This is a genomic window from Pseudomonas sp. NPDC087817, assembly GCF_044742875.1.
In the GTDB taxonomy this organism is placed as follows: domain Bacteria; phylum Pseudomonadota; class Gammaproteobacteria; order Pseudomonadales; family Pseudomonadaceae; genus Aquipseudomonas.
Genome location: NZ_JBIUVJ010000075.1, coordinates 1 through 20,504 on the forward strand (window position 1 = coordinate 1; position 20,504 = coordinate 20,504).

At 59.3% G+C, this 20,504-nt stretch carries 15 protein-coding genes; 6 read left to right on the forward strand and 9 right to left on the reverse strand.

The annotated features are described in order from the left end of the window. Positions 1 to 849, reverse strand: an 849-nt coding sequence (locus ACIONG_RS26850) for an amino acid--tRNA ligase-related protein (protein ID WP_401303717.1), incomplete at its 3' end; no start/stop codon positions are given. Between the two features lie 111 nt (positions 850 to 960). Next, positions 961 to 2,056, reverse strand: a protein-coding gene (prfB, locus tag ACIONG_RS26855; protein ID WP_098967418.1) for a peptide chain release factor 2 whose coding sequence is annotated in 2 segments (ribosomal slippage) — positions 961 to 1,983 and positions 1,985 to 2,056 — 1,095 coding nt in all. Because the reading frame shifts where the segments join, the coding sequence is not laid out codon by codon here. Between the two features lie 251 nt (positions 2,057 to 2,307). Here prfB and tssI point away from each other — a divergent pair. From tssI to ACIONG_RS26885, 6 genes are all read left to right on the forward strand, one after another. Next, on the forward strand, positions 2,308 to 4,374 hold the full coding sequence (tssI, locus tag ACIONG_RS26860; RefSeq protein ID WP_401303719.1) for a type VI secretion system tip protein TssI/VgrG: 2,067 nt from the start codon (positions 2,308 to 2,310) through the stop codon (positions 4,372 to 4,374). Beyond that, positions 4,371 to 5,066 (forward strand): DUF4123 domain-containing protein, encoded by a 696-nt coding sequence (locus tag ACIONG_RS26865; protein WP_158249165.1) that lies wholly within the window; start codon positions 4,371 to 4,373, stop codon positions 5,064 to 5,066. The genes tssI and ACIONG_RS26865 overlap by 4 nt, the downstream gene beginning before the upstream one ends. After that, complete coding sequence (locus ACIONG_RS26870; protein ID WP_401303723.1) at positions 5,063 to 8,791, forward strand: toxin VasX; 3,729 nt, start codon at positions 5,063 to 5,065, stop codon at positions 8,789 to 8,791. The genes ACIONG_RS26865 and ACIONG_RS26870 overlap by 4 nt, the downstream gene beginning before the upstream one ends. Next, positions 8,788 to 9,852 carry a hypothetical protein gene (locus ACIONG_RS26875; RefSeq protein WP_401303726.1) on the forward strand — a complete coding sequence of 355 codons (1,065 nt, stop codon included), beginning with the start codon at positions 8,788 to 8,790 and terminating at the stop codon, positions 9,850 to 9,852. Before ACIONG_RS26870 ends, ACIONG_RS26875 begins: the two co-directional genes overlap by 4 nt. Positions 9,853 to 9,992: 140 nt before the next feature. Further along, entirely contained in the window at positions 9,993 to 11,051 is a 1,059-nt protein-coding gene (locus ACIONG_RS26880; protein ID WP_401303729.1) for a hypothetical protein, read from the forward strand. A gap of 40 nt (positions 11,052 to 11,091) precedes the next feature. Further along, the gene (locus ACIONG_RS26885) at positions 11,092 to 11,616 is read left to right on the forward strand and encodes an AP2/ERF family transcription factor (RefSeq protein WP_401303731.1); all 525 of its coding nucleotides are present in this window, start codon (positions 11,092 to 11,094) and stop codon (positions 11,614 to 11,616) included. 45 nt (positions 11,617 to 11,661) lie between these two features. Here the strand turns inward: ACIONG_RS26885 and ACIONG_RS26890 are convergent, their stop codons facing one another. From ACIONG_RS26890 to ACIONG_RS26920, 7 genes are read right to left on the reverse strand one after another with little or no spacing between them, the layout of a single operon-like run. After that, complete coding sequence (locus tag ACIONG_RS26890) at positions 11,662 to 12,663, reverse strand: PleD family two-component system response regulator (protein WP_103303078.1); 1,002 nt, start codon at positions 12,661 to 12,663, stop codon at positions 11,662 to 11,664. A gap of 48 nt (positions 12,664 to 12,711) precedes the next feature. Then, positions 12,712 to 13,722: a chemotaxis response regulator protein-glutamate methylesterase gene (locus ACIONG_RS26895; protein ID WP_213027670.1), complete on the reverse strand. Its 1,011-nt coding sequence runs from the start codon at positions 13,720 to 13,722 to the stop codon at positions 12,712 to 12,714. Then, complete coding sequence (locus ACIONG_RS26900; RefSeq protein ID WP_401303735.1) at positions 13,719 to 16,016, reverse strand: hybrid sensor histidine kinase/response regulator; 2,298 nt, start codon at positions 16,014 to 16,016, stop codon at positions 13,719 to 13,721. The genes ACIONG_RS26895 and ACIONG_RS26900 overlap by 4 nt, the downstream gene beginning before the upstream one ends. Beyond that, entirely contained in the window at positions 16,013 to 16,696 is a 684-nt protein-coding gene (locus ACIONG_RS26905; RefSeq protein ID WP_401303741.1) for a chemotaxis protein CheW, read from the reverse strand. The genes ACIONG_RS26900 and ACIONG_RS26905 overlap by 4 nt, the downstream gene beginning before the upstream one ends. After that, a complete protein-coding gene (locus ACIONG_RS26910) occupies positions 16,696 to 17,964 on the reverse strand; it encodes a CheR family methyltransferase (protein WP_103303081.1) in 1,269 nt (422 codons plus the stop codon). Before ACIONG_RS26910 ends, ACIONG_RS26905 begins: the two co-directional genes overlap by 1 nt. Next, complete coding sequence (locus tag ACIONG_RS26915; RefSeq protein ID WP_401303738.1) at positions 17,961 to 18,497, reverse strand: chemotaxis protein CheW; 537 nt, start codon at positions 18,495 to 18,497, stop codon at positions 17,961 to 17,963. The genes ACIONG_RS26910 and ACIONG_RS26915 overlap by 4 nt, the downstream gene beginning before the upstream one ends. Further along, positions 18,497 to 20,119, reverse strand: coding sequence for a methyl-accepting chemotaxis protein (locus ACIONG_RS26920; protein ID WP_103303083.1), 1,623 nt, complete (start codon positions 20,117 to 20,119; stop codon positions 18,497 to 18,499). Before ACIONG_RS26920 ends, ACIONG_RS26915 begins: the two co-directional genes overlap by 1 nt. Positions 20,120 to 20,504: the final 385 nt, after the last annotated feature.

The following is a 20,504-nucleotide window of genomic DNA, read 5'->3' on the forward strand; positions in this document are numbered from 1 at the left end:
TTCGTAGTCGGCGTAAGCCTGGTAGAACTCCAACCTGGTGACTTCAGGGTTGTGACGAGTCGAAACGCCTTCGTTACGGAAGTTGCGGTTGATCTCGAACACTTTCTCGAAACCGCCAACCACCAGACGCTTGAGGTACAGCTCTGGGGCGATACGCAGGAACATTTCCATGTCCAGCGCGTTGTGGTGGGTTTCGAACGGCTTGGCTGCGGCGCCGCCCGGGATGGTCTGCAGCATCGGCGTTTCGACTTCGAGGAAGTCGCGCTTCATCAGGAAGCTGCGGATGTGCGCGATCACTTGCGAACGCACGCGGAACGTCTGGCGCACTTCTTCGTTGACGATCAGGTCAACGTAACGCTGACGGTAGCGCTGTTCGGTGTCGGTCAGGCCGTGGTGCTTGTCCGGCAGCGGGCGCAGCGACTTGGTCAGCAGGCGCACTTCGGTCATTTCAACGTACAGGTCGCCCTTGCCGGAACGGGCCAGGGTGCCGACGGCGGCAATGATGTCGCCCATGTCCCAGGTTTTCACCGCGGCCAGGGTTTCTTCGGACAGGGTTTTACGGTTGACGTAGACCTGAATGCGGCCGGTCATGTCCTGAATCACCATGAACGAGCCACGGTTGAGCATGATGCGACCGGCAACCTTGACCGGGATTGCAGCCTCTGCCAGCTCTTCCTTGGTCTTGTCCGCGTACTTCTTCTGCAGTTCTTCGCAGTAGTTTTCGCGGCGGAAGTCGTTCGGGAAAGCGTTGCCCTTGGCGCGCTCGGCAGCAAGCTTTTCCTTGCGCAGGGCGATCAGGGAGTTTTCTTCCTGTTGCAGGGCTTGCGGATCGAGTTGTTGGTCGCTCATGTCTTTAAATTTTCCATCACAGGTTCGTTGCCCCCAGCCTGCGGCTGGGGATCGCGGGCAGGCCCACTCCTACAGGGATCGTGTTGAATCAGCGATCCTGCAGCTTATTTCTTACAGCCCCGATTTCAGGCTGGCTTCCAGGTACTCATCGATGTCGCCATCGAGCACCTTGTCGCAGTCGCTGCGTTCGATATTGGTGCGCAGATCCTTGATGCGCGAGGCATCAAGCACGTACGAGCGGATCTGGTGACCCCAGCCGATGTCGGACTTGGTGTCTTCCAGCGCCTGGGACGCCGCGTTGCGTTTCTGCATCTCCTGCTCGTACAACTTGGCCCGCAGCATTTTCATGGCGGTGTCTTTGTTGGCGTGCTGGGAACGTTCGTTCTGGCAGCTGACCACGGTGTTGGTCGGTACGTGGGTGATACGTACGGCCGAGTCGGTGGTGTTTACGTGCTGACCACCGGCACCGGAGGAACGATAGGTATCGATCCGCAGGTCTGCCGGGTTGATTTCGATTTCCACTTTGTCGTCGATCTCTGGCGAGACGAAAACCGCAGAGAACGAGGTGTGACGACGGTTGCCGGAGTCGAACGGACTCTTGCGCACCAGACGGTGTACGCCGATCTCGGTGCGCAACCAGCCAAAGGCGTATTCGCCCTTGATGTGCACGGTCGCACCTTTGATACCGGCGACTTCACCGGCCGACAGTTCCATGATGGTCGCGTCGAAACCGCGTTTGTCAGCCCAGCGCAGGTACATGCGCAGCAGAATGTTGGCCCAGTCCTGGGCCTCGGTGCCGCCGGAGCCGGCCTGGATGTCCAGGTAGGCGTTGTTCGGGTCCATTTCATGGCTGAACATGCGGCGGAATTCGAGCTTGGCGAGGTTTTCCTCGAGACGGGCCAGTTCGGCGACGACATCGCCCACTGCGCCTTCGTCGTTTTCTTCGACGGCCATGTCCAGCAAGTCGCGGCAATCGGCCAGACCGGCGTTCAGTTCGTCGAGGGTATCGACGATCTGCGCCAGCGCCGAGCGCTCACGGCCCAGTTCCTGGGCGTATTCAGGTTTGTTCCAGACACTCGGATCTTCAAGCTCGCGATTGACTTCAGTCAGACGCTCATGCTTTTGATCGTAGTCAAAGATACCCCCGAATAGTTTCGGAGCGCTCGGACAGGTCCTTGATGGTGTTCAGGATCGGATTGATTTCCATGACGGGCAGCACTCGTTGGCGAACTTTTGAAAGCCGGCGAGTATAACGTAATCAGGCTGGGACGGCAGCCCGTCTGGCGGACTGAATACGCCTTGATTGCGCGTTTACAGGCGCAAACACAAGGCACTTTCTCCAGAAAAATCCCACACGGCAAAGGACTAGTCCTACAACAGAAACAGAATTTCCCGGCATTCAACGCACTTTCACTCATTCACAGTCCCGCCCTTCTAAATCAGCACAAGGGACGTGTGATGTTCAGCCCTGCCGACCAAGCCTCTTTCTTCCTGGACATCGAGGGGTTCGAACACGACCTGCAGGTCCTTGAGTTCACTGGCAAGGAAGCTATCAGCCAGCCCTTTCGCTTTGATCTGACACTGGTCAGTGAACGCCCCGACCTCGACCTGGAAAGCCTTCTGCATCGTCTGGCCTTTCTCGGTTTTGACCGTCACGGCAGCGGCATTCATGGCCAGATCTACAGCGTCGGCCAGGGCGACTCCGGCAAACGCCTGACGCAATACCAGATCAGCCTGATGCCCAGCCTTGCCTGGCTGGGCCACCGTTTCGAGCAGAAAATATTCCAGAAACTCAGCGTGCCGCAGATCATCGCCCAGGTTCTGGAAAGCCACGGCATCCTGCGCAATGGCTATCGATTTGCCCTCGGTACGGACTACCGCCCACGAGACTATTGCGTCCAGTACGACGAGAGTTGCCTGCATTTCCTGCAGCGACTGTGCGAAGAAGAGGGCCTGCACTACCACTTCGAGCACAGCCGCGCGGGGCATGTGCTGGTGTTCGGCGATGATCAGACCATCTTCCCCAGGCTGCACCGCCCCACCAGCTACCTTCAGGACAGCGGGATGGTCGCTGATGAGCAAGTGATCAACGCGTTCACCCTCTCGTTCAACACCCGCCCCACTGCCGTGACCCGTCGCGACTACGACTTTGAAAAGCCTTTGCTGCAACTGGAGAGCACTGCGAAAGATCCTTCGCCGTTGCGACTCGAAGACTACGGCTTTCCCGGTCAATTCACCGACCGCGAACACGGCAAGCAGCGCGCCCGACGAGCACTTGAACGGCACCGCAGCGATTATCGGCAAGCCACCGGACGCAGCGACCAGCCCATGTTGCTCAGTGGCCACTTCCTGTCGTTGACCGGCCACCCACGCCAGGAATGGAACGACCTGTGGTTGCTGACCGAAGTCATCCACACCGCGAAACAACCGCAAGTGCTTGAAGAGTCGGTTACCAGCATCCCGAGCGACGGCTTTTCCCAAGGCTACCGCAACACCTTTCTCGCGACCCCATGGGATACCCCTTTCCGACCCTCGCTCGTGCACCGCAAAAAAACCATCACTGGCTACCAAAGCGCCGTGGTCTGCGGCCCGCCCGGCGAAGAAATCCACTGCGACGAATATGGCCGTGTCCGTGTTCAGTTCCCGTGGGACCGCGATGGCGACCACAACGATCACTCCAGTTGCTGGGTGCGCGTTGCCAGCGGCTGGGCTCACGACCGTTATGGCAGCGTGCTGATCCCCCGCGTCGGCATGGAAGTGCTCGTCAGTTTTTATCAGGGCGACCCGGATAACCCGTTGATCGTCGGCTGCCTGCCCAATGGCACCAATCGCCCTGCGCTCGACCTTCCCGCCGAACACACTCGCAGCACCTTCAAGACCCAAAGCAGCCCTGGTGGCGGAGGCTTCAACGAACTGCGCGTGGAAGATCGCAAGGGGGCCGAGGAAATTTCCATCCGCGCCCAACGCGATTTCGTCCAACACGTGCTGAACGACCAGCGGGTGCAAGTCGACAACCAGTGCAGCGTCGTAGTCGGCGGCAATGCCCGGCATGAACTGCACGCAGAAGAACAACACATCACCCACGGCAACCGACAGACGGAAATCAGACAAGACGACCACCTGACGGTACATGGCGACCGGCATATTCGCACCACCAACCATCGGTTGAGCGCTCAACAGCAAGTCCACGTCAGCGCCGACCAGCGCATCGTTATCGACGGCGGCACCAGCGTCACGATTCAGGCCGGTGGCGGCTGGATCACGATCAATGCGACAGGCATTTTCAGCAGCGTGCCGGTTGAGCAAGGAGGGGCACCAATGCCGCTGATGGCGGCCGCACCGGTGGCGCTCGACGCGAGCGAACCACCTCTCCCCGATACGGTTTCAACCGCACTCCTCAAGCAACTGCTCGGCGACGAAGCGTTGATTGAACTGTGCCAGATGCCCAACGGCGGTACGCCGATGGACTGCCCGCTGAGCGACTGTCAATGCCGCAAAGCCTTGGGCAATGGAGCTCGCTCATGAATACCTGGATTTTGCTCGAGCGCCCTGCTGCGCAACTCGAAACGCTCTATCGCCTGACGACACATCCCGACACCCAGAAGCTGTTCGCCGGCACTTCACTCAACGGTTTCGCCGAACACAGCCCACTGCTGGTCCGTCTCGACAACCAGTCAATACTCACTCAGGCCATCGAGCAGACCCCGGCGCAATGGCCCGGGCTGCTGATTGAAAGTGCGTGTGACATGTCCTCGCTTCTCGCGCATTTGCGGCAGATCCTGTTCGTCAACTTCGACCAGCAACGCAAAGGCGTGCTGCGCTACAGCAACCCGACCGTCGCCAGTTATTTTTTTGCCGCGTGTACCGCGCAAGACCTCAGCCTGTGGCTCGGTCCGATCAACGAACTGCGTTGGTTCGGTGCGACATGGGCCACTCAAGCGACAGGCGAGTCTGGCTGGCAGCAACTGAACAACCTCCACGCCAACGACTGGCACATCGAACGCACACACCGGGCCATGGTGCTGAGCGCCGCCCAGGAAGAGGCCCTGACGCGCCAGCGCAATGAACAGTTTCTCTATCGCTGGTGGCGGCAACATCCACAGCACTCCTATGTGCAGGCGGCGCAGTTGATGGCGCAAGCCCTGACTCAGGGCATCGACGACAGCGACGCGATCAGCGCCTTCCTGAGCGCCCATTGCACGCAGGCCCAGTCATGACGCGCCTGGGGAAGTTGACCGGAGGCCCCGGCTGCGAACGCGACAAGCTGATTGTTCAAGTAATTGGCACGGCACATGGCAATAACCAGCGCCTGCTGATCGTCGATCAATCCGGCGTCGAACCTCTTCTGGCCCTGACCGATGAAGCCGTACGCGAAACAGACCGCTTGACCAGCGTTCACAGCGAATTGTTTGTGTGGGACTGGTCGGCACAGCTCAAGCATCAGTTGTGGCTGGAAATTGCTACTCGCCAAGGCCCGCCCATTCGCCTGCCGTTGCTGGAAGACTTGCGTGTCACTCCGCGCCAACTGGAAGTGCAGTGCAATCAGATCGTGCCGATCCTGCCGTTCTCCGCCCTGCCCGGCACTCGTAGCCACTACGACCTCGGCACGCCGGTGCTGTGTCGCAGTGGTTACGTCTATGTGTTTTACCGTGATCGTCTCTGGCGCGAACTGGAAGTGCAGCAAGACGGCGAACTCACGACTTACCGCGATATCGACCTACAGGCCTATCGCCAGAACCAGGAATTCAGCAGCGATTACCGACAAGCCAGTGGTGTCGATCTCAGCGAGATCTGGCTGCCCGCGACCTGGAACAATCAACCCGCCGAAGCCGTGCAAATGTGTTTCAGCGAAATCCAGCTCAGCGCGGCGCGCATCAAGCGGCTTGAGGAAGATCCTGCGTTGCGCGCTCTGCGGTGTCAGAGCCCAACGCTGCAGTGCGAGAGCCAGACGTTTGAACGGCTATTCGAGCAGAAACCCGATGGTGCGGCGATGCTAGAGACTTTCAGTCGCTTCGACGCGTGGAATGCCCAAGCGTCCGATGCGGCGACGAAAGCCAGCATTACTTGGCGCAACCTGGCCGAGCGGGCCTTTCCCGTCGCGCTGATCGCCCCGCAACGGGCACGCCAAAGCGGTTTCGAATACGTTTTTGAGCATCCGGGCCGCTACGTTTGCGACCTCTCGGGGCAATTCGCGGCGCAGCGTAAAACCGAGGCCCAGGCCTGTCTTGATCAGTGGGAGCAAGGCGCCACACCTACGCTGCCTGAAACGTTCGAAAGCAGCGCGTGGGCCGATTGCCTCACCACGTTGCTGGATCAATTGCGCGGTAACCCGCCGAGCGCCGATGAAACGGATCTCTGGCAGCCCCAGCCTTCTGTCGTCGACGTACTGCAAGCGGCTCGGCAACGACGCGTGTGCGGCGTGCTGCTGGAAGACCCGCGCTACCGCGTGCGGCATCTGGTTTCGCAGATCCAGCAACAACAGCAACTGCTGGCGCGGCATGCCGAGCGCGCCAGCCTGCACCCGCACCACGCCAGCGCGGTCATGGTTCAGCAACTGATCGTGCCAGCGAGCATCGGTGGCCAGAAAAATCCGTTGCACGCCTGCTTCGACAAGGTGAAAGAGGCCGGCCGCCGCGACATCAACCGCTTCACCGCCACCGCAGAACGCGCGCTGCTCTGGCAGCAACTGCACAGGGCGCAGGCGCTGCTCGCCGAGTGCCTGCAACAACCGGTCACCCAGCAAACCCTGGCCGATCATTTGAGCCTGGAGGGCTTTGACTACCTCGCCGCGTTGTTTGCCGTCAGCCAGGTGTTCGCCAGCTTGGCGACCGTGCCGGCACAACTTGATCCGCTGGCTAAAAATGGCGATGTCACCAACGCGCTGACCGGCTTGAGCCTCTACAGCCCGCAGGCCAGTATCGGCCAGACATTGCTCAACGACATCGCCCACGACCCGGCGCATCCACTGCACGGGATGCTTTGGCCGGCCGTTGATGAAGCCGCGCTGGCGGCGCCTTATGTGCCGCCCACAGAGAAAACGCTTAACGAGGGCGATGGCCGTTTACGCGCCGAACACCTCGCCGAATTCGAGACCGACCCGGGGCCTTACTACCCGCAGCTCGAACACCTCGACGGGCACTTGCTGGAAGGATTACTGGCCAGCGGCAGCCTGAACAGCACACTGACTGGCCAATCGAAAGCGGCGGCCAGCACGCTGGTCAGCATTTATGAAAATCTCGCGGGCGCCGTTGAAACCGCTAGCGGCGCGATGAAAACCCAGATCGTACACGCCCCCACCAGCGCCTACCTGCACGGTCTTGGCGTGGGGTTGCTGCGCAGTTTGATGCCCAAGACCTTTGGCGAAATGCATTTCATCAATCGCCGTGACGCTGATCCGCAGCGATATTACCTCTTCGGCTTGTCCGACGTGCCGGCCGGAGATCAGCGACCACGGCGGGTGATGGGGGAATACCTGGATGCTCAGGGACGACCGTTGAAGGCAGGGAACGCTGCGGACGTGTTCGAGACGCCGAACACGTCTCGCATGGGTCATTACAAATTATTGGTGATGCCGTTGGGGCATTCGACGGTGCGGAGTCTGAGTGAGCTGAATCGGCGGATTAATGCCGTGCATAAAGAGGATGTGGAGGCGCGGGGGGCGGATGACGCGAGAGTGAAAGGCGCGTTGCAGCGGGGGGTGGATGAGCATGGGGCGTTGCGGAACAGCAGGGTACATCGCGTGTTGGGCTCGTTGCCTTTTGCGGCTGGGGTTTTGATGCTGGAGGTTTGGAATGTTAGGACGGAGTGGGCGGGGCAATCACAAGCTTTACGAGAAAAAGGATCACATCGCGTCAGCATTGGCGCATTTGGAGTTGGGCTTGATTTAGCTATAGCTTTAGAAATGCTGACTGTAAAACTTTCAGGTACTCAATCCGTATTAGCAGTTGGCCGTAAAGTTCTTTTCACTATTTCAAAGGACGCAGCGAAAAAAACCTTAGGTGCTCTAACGGCAGAGTATTTAGCCAAGGAGTTTACCGTTCGAATATTTGCTCAAATAGTCTCTGGATTAGTTCTTGCGGCCATTAGCCTGACAGACGCCTGGTATGCCTACAGATGGGGCGATAACGCGAGCTGGGCATATTTGATGATGGCAGTGGGTGGAGTCTTCAGCGCTCTCAGCGGCATGATTGTCACCACCGTCACCTTCCTTGGTCTTGGGCCGGCAGGGTGGGTAGCGCTGATATTGATCGTGATCGGCGCCGGAACTGCATGGTGGCTGACCGACAAACCTATCGAAGAATGGCTGGTCAACGGCCCTTTCGGCACGCAAGCTCATTCGGGCAATGCTCACCTGCTAGATCCACAGAGCGGCTTTTATTACTTGATCAGTTTGTTCGCCGATATTCGCATTAACGTGGGCTCCAACCCCGAATTCATCCCCAATGCCAAAATGGACATTCACGCTAAAACGCCGTTTCAGGTGACCTCATCCAACACCTGCATTCGAATTGAAAGTAACTTACCGGGTTTAGTTTCAAACTTAGGTACGCTCAACATCAACGCCCACTGCCGGCTCAACACATTTGAAGTCAGAGGCGGTCGCATTAAAAGCGAAACCGTGCCGTTCACAAAGCTGCTCAACAGCCAACTTGCCCAACCTAAAGCACAAAGGCTGTTACCGCAGGGACTGGAACTGTTTTTCGAAACCCCATCTAATTACGCCTTCGATTTGGTAACAGGATTATCTGGCACCTCACAACAGTGGCAAGTAAGAGCACAGTGTGTACTAGAACAGAAAAATCAAACCTGGTACTTTCCTGCTCCACCACCAAAGGATGGCACACCATTTAGCGAGTTCCACAAAAAACCAACATTTGACGGTGAGGGTAAACTTTTCTGGGCAGATGAGATTACAAATAAATCGCGGAATAATGATTCATGACTGATCAATCGTGGTACGCCAAGGCTGCTTACGGGGCGAATGAAGTCCCGCAACAAGAACCCTCGGCTGGACGTCCGTGGATAATGCGTTTCGCCAAAATCAGACTGCCTTGGGGTAATGCGGATGAACTGATACCTGTAAACATCCTTGAAAAATTCACACCAAAAAAACTTCGTCTTCATGACGACCTCAAGAAAAAGCGTGAAGAAAATTTCACCACAAGCGCCTACGCACCGCCCCTATACGAACTTATAGACTTTCACATAAGGGATAATCATGAGCGCTTCAGGTACGCACTTCTTCCCGCTAGTTCCCACTTCTGGTTATACATGAATCTTTTGGGCAAATGGATTTTTTACATATGTTTTATATTTAGCATTCCCGGACACATCTCATTAACTTTGTTGGTAGATGAAAGTTGGTGGGAATTCACTAAGAACTCATTTATCGAGTACTACTCCTGGTTTCTCGGCGTACCACTTCTATGCTGGGCAATCGGCTCAATCGTCATAAAACACTTCCCCAACCTCTGGCTAAAACCCTCCCGAGGCCCGATCTGGGAACTCAATCGCCGCACCGGACTAGTCACTGTCTTCGACTACAAAAACAACGGTGAATATAAAAAGAACGGCACCATCGGTGAACTCACCGCCCCCTTCTACGAGTTCGACGCCTACATCGCCACGTCCCCGGACAGTCAGGGCATGCCGATGAATGTGCTCTACCTCGCCCATCGCTACCGCAACATCATGATCAACTTCGGCGCGCTGCTCTGTCCCGGCCCCGAGACTCAACCCGCGTGCGCCCTGTGGGATTTCATCCAGAACTACATGGACGTCAGCCGCCCCCTGCCCGACCTGCCGCAATACGAGGAATACCGCCACCTCGACCCCACCACCGCCGAACACGACCACCGAACCGGCCGCAACCCGCGCTTCTGGATCGACATGGACGATGCGACGTTCAAGCAGGTGGTCAGGGATATGCACCAACGCGTGAACAACATCGACACGTTTCAGCGGCCAAACCTGATGGCGAGGTATGTGACGTATGTCGATTGATGGGAGTGCGGGCACTTTCCTGCGCCACCGCCCAAGGATGGCAGGTCGTTTGGCGAGTTCCACAGAGAACGGGAATTCGACGGTGCAGGCAAACTTAACCGGGCAGATGAGATTACAAATAAATCGCGGAATAGTGACTGATGACTGATCAATCGTGGTACGCCCAAACTGCCTACGGGGCTAGCGAGGTGCCTCAGCAAGGGCGCTCCTCTGAACGTTCGTGGATTATGCGTTTGGCCAAGGCTAGATTGCCTTGGGGCAACACTAATGATGTATGTCCCGTAAGTTTTGTTGAAGATTACTCGCCAACCGATCTTCGATATCAAGAAAAACTTCAGGGCAACCGAGATGAGCTAATAGCCACTTATTCTAATAGCACGTATAAGCTTAGCGATTTTCATATGACGGATGACCACGACCGTTTCAGGTACGCGCTTCTTCCCGCAAGCTCTCATTTTTGGATTTATATGTCTGGAGTAGGACGTGTTGTGTTTTTCCTGCTTTTCATTGTCAGCATACCTGCCTATTTCGCGGTTATTTCCATAGACCACGAGCCCATATGGGAAACAACCAAAACTATATTTATTCAACTATTCTCTTGGCTTCTCGGCCTACCACTTCTATCCTGGGCAATCGGCTCAATCGTCATAAAACACTTCCCCAACCTCTGGCTAAAACCCTCCCGAGGCCCGATCTGGGAACTCAATCGCCGCACCGGACTAGTCACTGTCTTCGACTACAAAAACAACGGTGAATATAAAAAGAACGGCACCATCGGTGAACTCACCGCCCCCTTCTACGAGTTCGACGCCTACATCGCCACGTCCCCGGACAGTCAGGGCATGCCGATGAATGTGCTCTACCTCGCCCATCGCTACCGCAACATCATGATCAACTTCGGCGCGCTGCTCTGCCCCGGCCCCGAGACTCAACCCGCGTGCGCCCTGTGGGATTTCATCCAGAACTACATGGACGTCAGCCGCCCCCTGCCCGACCTGCCGCAATACGAGGAATACCGCCACCTCGACCCCACCACCGCCGAATACGACCGCCTCACCGGCCGAAATCCGCGTTTCTGGATCGACATGGACGATGCAACGTTCAAGCAGGTGGTCAGGGAGATGCACCGACGCGTGAACAACATCGACACGTTTCAGCGGCCAAACCTGATGGCGGGGTATGTGACGTATGTCGATTGATCAGTCCGACCGACTCTCAGCAACTGAACAAGAGCCCAACATGAGCAACGACCGCCCTGCTGAAGCTACGTGCAGCAACTCCTACGCCATCATCCGAATCCGCCACAAGAAGTCTGGAGCGATGGCATGGCGTGTTTTTCTTTATCGGGAAGGCAGTGTGAAGGTTCACAAGGAGTTCCCATTTATCAGCCATGGAGGTGAACACCCGGCGCATGCCGCTGCCGTGAAGTTTCGCAATGAGCAGATGCTCCGTTTCCCACCCCCTCTGAGCTGTACGATTCGTCAAAAGCTCCGCTCAAGTAATACCAGTGGCCTGGCGGGTGTTTCAAGACAGAAAAACGGCAAGAACACTTACTGGATCGCGCAGACAACGGCCCGTGACGGTAAAAGGCTGACCCGGTCATTCAACGTCAACACGTTCGGTGAAGAACAGGCAAAACAACGGGCAATCGATGCGCGGACAGAACAACTGGCGACGATCGAACATCGGGTTTTTCGTCAACAGGGCGCCGAAAAGCTTTACGGTGAATTGCTGCTGGCAGCCTCGACCGGTAAAAAACAATGAAACAGCGCAGGGAATGCATTTATCCCTCAGAACTGTCCTGACCCGCTATTCGATACCCACCTGATTTCTCCCGTTGTTCTTGGCCAGATACAACCCGCGATCCGCCGCCGAGATCAGCAGCCGGCAATCGCTGCCCGCCTCGGGCACCATGGTCGCCAGACCGATACTGATAGTCAGGCTCGCACCGTCGCCCGGGGTGTTGTGAGGAATCTTCAGCGCCGCCACAGTCTGGCGCAACTTCTCCGCCACCAGCCGTGCACCGCCCGGCGAGGTGTTCGGCAGCACCAGCGCAAACTCCTCGCCGCCGTAACGCGCCGGAAGATCCGACGGTCGCGCGCTGGCATCGCGGATCGCCGTGGCGACCTTGCGCAGCGCCTCGTCGCCTTCGACATGGCCAAAACTGTCGTTGTACGACTTGAAATAATCGACGTCGATCATCAGCAACGACAACTGGCTCTGATCACGCAGCGAACGGCGCCATTCCAGTTCCAGGTACTCGTCGAAGTGGCGGCGGTTGGACAGTCCGGTCAGGCCGTCGGAGTTCATCAGGCGTTGTAGCACCAGATTGGTATCGAGCAACTGCTGCTGGCTCACCCGCAACGCACGGTACGCCGCATCCCGCTGCAACAAGGTCATGTAGGAGCGCGAGTGATAGCGGATGCGCGCCACCAGCTCGATGGTGTCCGGCAGTTTCACCAGATAATCGTTGGCCCCGGCGGAAAACGCCGCGCTCTTGATCAACGGGTCTTCCTTGGTCGACAGGACGATGATCGGGATGTCCTTGGTGGCCGGGTGATTGCGGTATTCGCGTACCAGACTCAGGCCGTCGAGGCCGGGCATCACCAGATCCTGCAGGATCACCGTCGGCTTGATCCGCACGGCTTGCGCAATAGCCTGATGCGGGTCGGAGCAGAAATGGAAGTCGATGTTTTCTTCGTTCGACAGCCCACGGCGCACGGCTTCGCCGATCATCGCCTGATCGTCCACCAACAACACCATGGCGGCGTTTTCGTCGGTTTTAATGTCGTCGATCTGTAAGTCATTCATGGGCGGTCACCTGAGTACTGCGGGGGCCAGGATTGCGGATAAATCGGTTCATTTGGGGAAAATCTCCAGCAATCGTGGCGCTATCTTTTCCAGTGGGCGAATTTCGACGGCGGCATCAATGGCCGCGGCGGCCTTGGGCATGCCGTACACCGCACTGCTGTGCTGGTCCTGCGCGATGGTCAGATAACCCTGCTGGCGCATGAGCTTAAGCCCTTGCGCCCCGTCGCGTCCCATCCCGGTCAATAAAACCCCGACCGCATCACCGTTCCAGTAACTGGCGACGCTTTCGAAAAACACGTCGATGGAGGGTCGGTAGATCTCGTTGACCGGTTCGGCGGTGTAGGCCAGCGTGCCGTTTTTCAACAAGCGAATATGGTGGTTGGTGCCGGCCAACAGCACCGCGCCAGCTTGCGGCGGCTCGCCTTCGCGGGCGAGGCGCACGTCCAGGCCACTGGCGCTGGCCAGCCATTCGGCCATGCCGGCGGCAAACACCTGATCCACATGCTGCACCAGCACGATGGCTGCGGAAAAGTTGCGCGGCAAGCCTTTGAGCAACACTTCCAGTGCCGCCGGCCCGCCTGCGGAAGAACCGATTGCCACCAACCGCTGGCACGAGCCCGAGCTGCGTTGTGGTGTCGGCACCGGACGCGAACGCGGGGTTTTCTCGCCGATCAACCAGCCAATATTGAGGATCTTGCGCAGCAATGGCGCCGCCGCTTCTTGAGCGTTGCCGGCACCAAGGGCCGGGGTGTCGACCACGTCCAGCGCGCCGTGGCCCATGGCCTCGAAGACCCGGTGCACGTTCTGCTGGCGGTCGACCGTGACAATGACGATCGCGCACGGGGTTTCAGCCATGATGCGCCGAGTGGCTTCGACGCCGTCCATCACCGGCATGATCAGATCCATCAGGATCAGATCCGGGGTGTTTTGCGCGCACAGTTGCACCGCTTCGGCGCCGTTGTAAGCGACCCAGACCACCTGATGCGCCGGCTCGAAGGCCAGCGCCCGGCGCAGCGCCTCCACCGCCATGGGCATGTCGTTGACGATTGCGATCTTCATGCCCGCGCTCCTCCGATAAGCTCAACCACTGCGTCGAGCAGGGCGTCGTCATGAAAACTGGCTTTGGCTAAATAATAGTCGGCGCCGGCGTCCAGTCCACGGCGCCGGTCTTCTTCGCGGTCCTTGTACGAGACCACCATCACCGGCAGCGATTGCAGACGGTTGTCGCGACGCAACAGCGTGACCAGTTCGATGCCGTCCATGCGCGGCATGTCGATGTCGGTGATGAGCAAATCGAAGTCCTCCGAACGCAGTGCGTTCCAGCCGTCCATGCCATCCACCGCGACGGCCACGTCGTAGCCACGGTTGAGCAGCAGCTTGCGTTGCAGTTCGCGCACAGTCAGCGAGTCGTCGACCACCAGTACGCGCTTGCGTGCCGCTTCTGCGACCTGATTGCCGTGGCGGGCGATGCGTTCCAGGCGTCCGGTATTGAGCAGCTTGTCCACCGAACGCAGCATGTCCTCGACATCAACGATCAGCACCACCGAACCGTCATCGAGCAAGGCGCCGGCGGAGATGTCCTGCACTTTGCCCAGACGCTCGTCCAGAGGCAATACCACCAGCGTGCGCTCGCCAATGAAGCGTTCGACCGCCACCCCGTAGACCGCATCGCGCTCGCGGATGACCACGACTTTGAGGGTTTCACCGCTGTTCTGGCTGGCCGGGCGGTTGAGCAACTGGCTGGCGGCGACCAGGCCGACGTGCTGGCCTTCATGCCAGAAATGCTGACGACCCTCGACTTGCACGATGTCGTCCGGCGCCAGATCACACATGCGCTCGATGTGCGCCAACGGGAAGGCATAGGCCTCTTCGCCGACTTCCACCACCAGACTGCGCACCACCGACAGGGTCAACGGTACTTCGAGATGAAAACGACTGCCCTCGCCCGCCGTCTGCTCCAGCACCACGGCGCCGCGCAATTGACGAACCATGTGCTGAACAGCATCAAGCCCGACGCCTCGCCCGGACACTTCGGTGACGGTGTCGCGCAGGCTGAATCCCGGCAGAAACAGGAACGTCAGCAGCTCTTCTTCGCTCAACTGCGCGGCAGTCTCCGCCGGTGATAATTGTCGTTCGATGATGCTACGGCGGACCTTTTCCAGATCGACGCCGTTGCCGTCATCGCTCAATTCCAGGACCAGCAAACCGGCCTGATGCGAGGCCCGCAGGCGGATCAGGCCTTCCTCGGACTTGCCCTTGAGCAAACGCTGCTCCGGGGTTTCGATGCCGTGATCGACCGCGTTGCGCAACAAATGGGTGAGCGGCGCCTCAAGCTTTTCCAGCACATCGCGGTCGACCTGGGTTTTCTCGCCTTCGATCTCCAACCGCACCTGCTTGCCGAGGCTGCGCCCCAGGTCACGCACCATGCGCGTCTGACCGCTGAGCACATCGGCAAACGGCCGCATGCGACAAGCCAAAGCGGTGTCGTAGAGCACTTGTGCGCGCTGGCTGGCCTGCCAGGCAAACTCATCGAGTTCGGCGTTCTTTTCTGCCAGCAGTTGCTGGGATTCGGCGAGCAAGCGCCGCGCATCTTCCAACGACTCCAGGGCCTCAAGGCTCAGTGCATGCTCCTTGAGATGCACGTTGAGATTTTCCAGGGCGCGCAGGCCGTTGTTCTGCATGCGCTTGAGGCGTTGCATGGTCGCCAGATGTGGCTTGAGGCGCTGGGTTTCGACCAGCGACTTGCTCGACAGGTCGAGCAGGCTGTTCAAGCGTTCGGCGGTGACGCGCAATACGCGCTCGCCACCTTCGGTGGTGCGTTTGTTCTTGCGTGGCGTCGGTTCGGATACCTCGACAGGGATTTCCACCGAAGGCGCCAGCAGCGGTTCGATTCGGGGCGGCGGCTCAAGCTGCAACTCGGCCATGACCGGGGCAGCCACCGGGGTGACCGGGGTGACCGGGGTCGAAGGGTCGAGCAATTGCCCCATTAACGCGACATACGCCTCGATGTCTGCCGGTTGCGGTGCGTTGGCCGGTGTCGCGATGCGCATCAGCAGGTCGGTGCCCTGCAACAACGCGTCGATGTGTTCCGGGCGCAGCAACAAACGCCCTTCCTGGGCGCTGACCAGACAGTCCTCCATCACATGCGCGACGCTGACGCCGCTGTCGATGCCGACGATCCGCGCCGCGCCCTTGAGCGAGTGCGCCGCGCGCATGCACGACTCCAGTTGATCGGCCTGGGTCGGATTGCGCTCCAGCGCCAGCAGCCCGGCACTGAGTACCTGGGTCTGGGCTTCGGCTTCGAGGCTGAACAGCTCCAGCAGGGAGGCGTCGCGCATTTGTTCGGGGGTCATGTGAGGCTCCGGGTCACGGCGAACAGCAGCTGTTCTTCATCCAGCCAACGCAGACTGCGACCTCGATATTGCAGGACGCCACGGGTGTATCTGGCGTTAGCCTGCGCGCCGGAACGTGAGGCGGCGTCGAGTATTCGTTCATCGATGGCGTGGATGCCGTCGACCTCATCCACCGGTACTACGACCGGCCCGCCATCGGCAGCGATGATCAGCATGCGCGGCATGATCCGCGCGCCGTTGGCCGGGCCCGAGTTACCGTCCAGATCCAGCAGCTCGACCAGCGACAGGCACGCCACCAACGCTCCGCGCACATTCGCCACACCGAGCAAGGCCCGCGAGCGCTGGTGCGGCAACGAGTGAATCGCCTGCAACGGCGCCACTTCTACCAGGCTGCGAGTGGCCAATCCGAGCCATTCTTCGCCGAGACGGAACATCAGCAGCGAACGGGTCTTCAGATCGGTTTCAAGCGCCGTCGCCACCGGATCGCGCTCGTCCTGCTGCAAGGCATAGCGATCGAGCAGGCGCGTAGCGGCGGCGGAATACACCGAGCAGTTACGGCAATGAATATGTTCTTCCAGCAACGGACACGACTTGTCGCCGTGGATGCCGATGCGGTTCCAGCAGTCATCGATGGCCCGGGCGTCTTCGTGGGTGACGTTCAAGGTGTCGGACGCGATCATCATTTACGCTCACTGTCGGCGGCACGGCCGCTGCGGGCGGCGCGTTCCTGCAATCGTCTGGCACCGGCGCTGTCACCCTGGGCCTGCAACAAGGCGGCCAGGTGCATCAGCGCTTCGGGGTGTTGCGGTTCGAGGTACAAAGCCTTGCGGTAGTAACCCTGGGCTTCGAGGGCCAGACCTGCAACATCGCTGAGCAGGCCGAGCCAGTAAAACACCTGCGCCACCGGTTCATGGCTGCGCAAATACTGCTCGCACGCAGCGCGGGCCTCGGCGCTTTTGCCTTCGTTGGCCAGTGCGGCGATGTTGGCCAATAGCGTGGCCGCGTCGGGATTCGCACTTTTGCTGGTCACCGGCATCGACGTCACGGAGGCAAAGGGTCGATTACGCACGGGCGGCGGCGGTGTGCTGCGCACGGGTTGGCGTACCGGCAATGGGACGGGCGCGGGAATGGGCACCGGCTCGGGTTGCGGCTCGCTGTGGCGACTGAAAGCAAACGACTGCGGGATGCCGATCGAACGCATGCCCAACCGCCCGAGCAGACTGCCCTCGGCCGGACCGATGAACAGCACACCGTCGACATGCGTCAGGCGCTTGAGCACTTCGAACACTTGCTTCTGGGTCGGCTGATCGAAATAGATCAGCAGGTTGCGGCAGAACACGAAATCGAAGGCTGGCTCACTGGCCAACAGCGTTGGATCGAGCACATTGCCGACCTGCAAACGCACCTGCTCGCGGACGATTTCGTTGACCCGATGGCCGTCCTGTTCAGGCGTGAAGTGCCGCTCGCGATAGTCCAGATCCTGGCCGCGAAACGAATTCTTGCCGTACAGCGCCCGCCGCGCCTTGTCCACCGACAGCGGGCTGACGTCCATGCCGTCGACCTTGAACTGATGCGGTTTGAGCCCGGCATCGAGCAAGGCCATGGCAATCGAATAGGGTTCTTCGCCGGTCGAACACGGCAGGCTGAGGATGCGCAGCGCGCGCATGTTGTTCAATTCGGCGAGGCGCTTGCGTGCCAGTTTGCCCAGCGTGGCGAAGGATTCCGGATAACGGAAAAACCAGGTTTCGGGAACGATCACCGCTTCGATCAGCGCTTGTTGTTCGTCCCGCGAGCCTTGCAGTAACTGCCAATACTCATCGGCATGCGCCGCTTGCGAGAGCGTCGTGCGCTGGCGCACGGCCCGCTCGATGATCGCCGGCCCGACCGAAGCGACGTCGAGGCCGATACGCTCCTTCAGGAAGTCGAAAAAACGCTGATCGCTGCTCATGGCTGTGCCTCAAGCTGCGCCGGATCACGCGGCGGATTGGGGAACAGCAAGGTGCGCACCGATTCATCCAGCAAATCATTGACCCGCACCCACTGCACCAGCCCCTGCGCATCCTCGCGCACCGGGCCGAGGTACGGCGCCTCACGGTTATCGAGGCCGTAAGGCTGAAACTCCTGCGGATGACAACGCAGGGTGTCGGTGGCCTGTTCAAGGATCAGTCCGAGCCATTGCGCCGGCTGCGTTTCGTCTGGTCGGTAATGCACCAACACCAATCGCGTACTGGTCCGCGCCTCGGCGGGCTGACCGAACGTCAGCGCACTCAGGTCGATGACCGGCACCACCGCGCCACGATAGGCAAACACCCCGGCGACCCAATGCGGCGCACGGGCAATCGGCTTCAACGGCAGGCGCGGCAGCACCTCCGCGACTTCGGTGGCGCGCAATGCGTAGCGCTCGCTGCCAATACGAAACAGCAGGAACAACGCCGGCTTCACCACTTGCGCGGCGCTGCGTTTGGCGATGATTTCGCTCATCAGACTTTGAATCGCGAAACGCCGCTGCGCAGCCCGACGGCCACCTGGCTCAGTTCGTCGATGGCGAAACTGGCCTGACGCAACGACTCGACGGTCTGGCTGCTGGCGTCGCCCAATTGCACCAGCGCATGGTTGATTTGCTCAGCGCCAGTGGCCTGCGCCTGCATGCCTTCGTTGACCATCAACACCCGCGGCGCCAGCGCCTGCACCTGGTGGATGATCTGCGACAGCTGCTCGCCGACCTGCTGCACTTCGGACATGCCGCGACGCACTTCTTCCGAGAACTTGTCCATGCCCATCACGCCTGCGGATACCGCCGACTGGATCTCGCGCACCATTTGTTCGATGTCATACGTGGCGACGGCAGTCTGATCCGCCAGACGCCGTACTTCGGTGGCAACCACGGCGAAACCGCGGCCGTATTCGCCAGCTTTCTCCGCCTCGATCGCCGCGTTGAGCGAGAGCAGGTTGGTCTGGTCGGCGACCTTGACGATGGTCACCACCACCTGATTGATGTTGCCGGCCTTCTCATTGAGGATCGCCAGTTTGGCGTTGACCAGATCGGCCGCGCCCATCACCGAATGCATGGTGTCTTCCATGCGCGCCAGGCCCTGTTGGCCGGAACCGGCGAGCACCGAGGCCTGATCGGCGGCGGTGGAGACTTCGGTCATGGTGCGCACCAGATCCCGCGAGGTGGCGGCGATCTCACGGGACGTCGCGCCAATCTCGGTGGTCGTGGCAGCGGTTTCGGTGGCGGTAGCTTGCTGTTGCTTGGAGGTGGCGGCGATCTCGGTCACCGAGGTGGTCACCTGCACCGACGAGCGCTGCGCCTGAGAAACCAGCGACGTCAGCTCGGTCATCATGTCGTTGAAGCCGGTTTCCACAGCGCCAAATTCGTCTTTGCGCTCAAGGTTCAAACGGCTGCTCAAGTCGCCGGTGCGCATGATTTCGAGGATTTGTACGATGCGGTTCATCGGCGCCATGATCGCGCGCATCAGCAGCAAGCCACAGGCACCGGCGGCCAGCACGGCCACCAGCAGCGAGATGAACATGCTGATCTTCGCTGCCGCGACGGCATCGTCGATATTGGCCATGGCCTGGTCGGCGACTTTCTTGTTTTCGCTGATGATGTCGTTGAGTTTCATGCGCCCGGTGTACCAGGTCGGTGTCAGCTTTTCGCTGAACAGCTTGACCGCGTCGGCTTCCAGATTGCGCTTGTGAAGATCCAGCACCTGATCCTGAATCTGCATATAAGTGTCGTGATATTTCTCGAACGCGGCGAACTCGACCCGATCCTCGTCCGTGGTGACGGTATTGCGGTAGTTGGCCATCTGCTCTTGCAGGCGGTTTTCGAACGCCTTGTAGTCGGCGGCATCTTCGCTACTGATGCCCTGCCCTTCCTTGAGCCCGAGCAACTCCTGGGTCTGCAGGTAACTGTCGACCCAGGCGCCGCGGATCATCGAGCTGTAATAAACCCCGGGGATCGCGTCGTCGCGCACACTGCTTTCACTGCTTTCAATCTTCAGCAGCCGCGAATACGACACGACCACCATCAGCAACATGATCGCGATAATCACCGCAAAGCTCGCCAAAATGCGTTGGCGCAACGTCCAGTTCTTCACAGTGATTCCTCGTGCCTAGGTCGAAATGCGGGGAGTATAGCCGAGGGCAGTGTTTCATTAATAAGACGCTTTTTAACCCCCGGGCCGGCCCGGCGTGGTTTGCCGGGCGGCTCTGGGGTGGGACTGTCCGCCAATCCGGGGCTGGCGTACCAGTGACGGAATGACAAAAGGAGGCGATGGATCGGTCATTCGTGACCGGCCAATGGCGGCGAAGAGCCATGATGCGCAAGAAGTTGCGCACTTGTTTTCAATTTTCAGCTACCAACTTGGCTACAACCCATACGCCACAAGGCCTGTAGCCAAGTGCGCAAGAAGTTGCGCAGTACTGCGCAACTTCTTGCGCACTTTTACCCTGAATCCCCGCTGAAAAATCCTACAAAGCGCA

Bases quoted from the DNA above. Each gene is read 5' to 3' on its own strand.
- ACIONG_RS26880 (WP_401303729.1), top strand. From the start codon at position 9,993: ATGACTGATCAATCGTGGTACGCCCAAACTGCCTACGGGGCTAGCGAG.
- ACIONG_RS26915 (WP_401303738.1), bottom strand. From the start codon at position 18,497: ATGAGCGAAATCATCGCCAAACGCAGCGCCGCGCAAGTGGTGAAGCCG.
- tssI (WP_401303719.1), top strand. From the start codon at position 2,308: ATGTTCAGCCCTGCCGACCAAGCCTCTTTCTTCCTGGACATCGAGGGG.
- ACIONG_RS26875 (WP_401303726.1), top strand. From the start codon at position 8,788: ATGACTGATCAATCGTGGTACGCCAAGGCTGCTTACGGGGCGAATGAA.
- ACIONG_RS26910 (WP_103303081.1), bottom strand. From the start codon at position 17,964: ATGAGCAGCGATCAGCGTTTTTTCGACTTCCTGAAGGAGCGTATCGGC.
- ACIONG_RS26870 (WP_401303723.1), top strand. From the start codon at position 5,063: ATGACGCGCCTGGGGAAGTTGACCGGAGGCCCCGGCTGCGAACGCGAC.
- ACIONG_RS26895 (WP_213027670.1), bottom strand. From the start codon at position 13,722: ATGAAGATCGCAATCGTCAACGACATGCCCATGGCGGTGGAGGCGCTG.
- ACIONG_RS26865 (WP_158249165.1), top strand. From the start codon at position 4,371: ATGAATACCTGGATTTTGCTCGAGCGCCCTGCTGCGCAACTCGAAACG.
- ACIONG_RS26905 (WP_401303741.1), bottom strand. From the start codon at position 16,696: ATGATCGCGTCCGACACCTTGAACGTCACCCACGAAGACGCCCGGGCC.
- ACIONG_RS26890 (WP_103303078.1), bottom strand. From the start codon at position 12,663: ATGAATGACTTACAGATCGACGACATTAAAACCGACGAAAACGCCGCC.
- ACIONG_RS26885 (WP_401303731.1), top strand. From the start codon at position 11,092: ATGAGCAACGACCGCCCTGCTGAAGCTACGTGCAGCAACTCCTACGCC.
- ACIONG_RS26900 (WP_401303735.1), bottom strand. From the start codon at position 16,016: ATGACCCCCGAACAAATGCGCGACGCCTCCCTGCTGGAGCTGTTCAGC.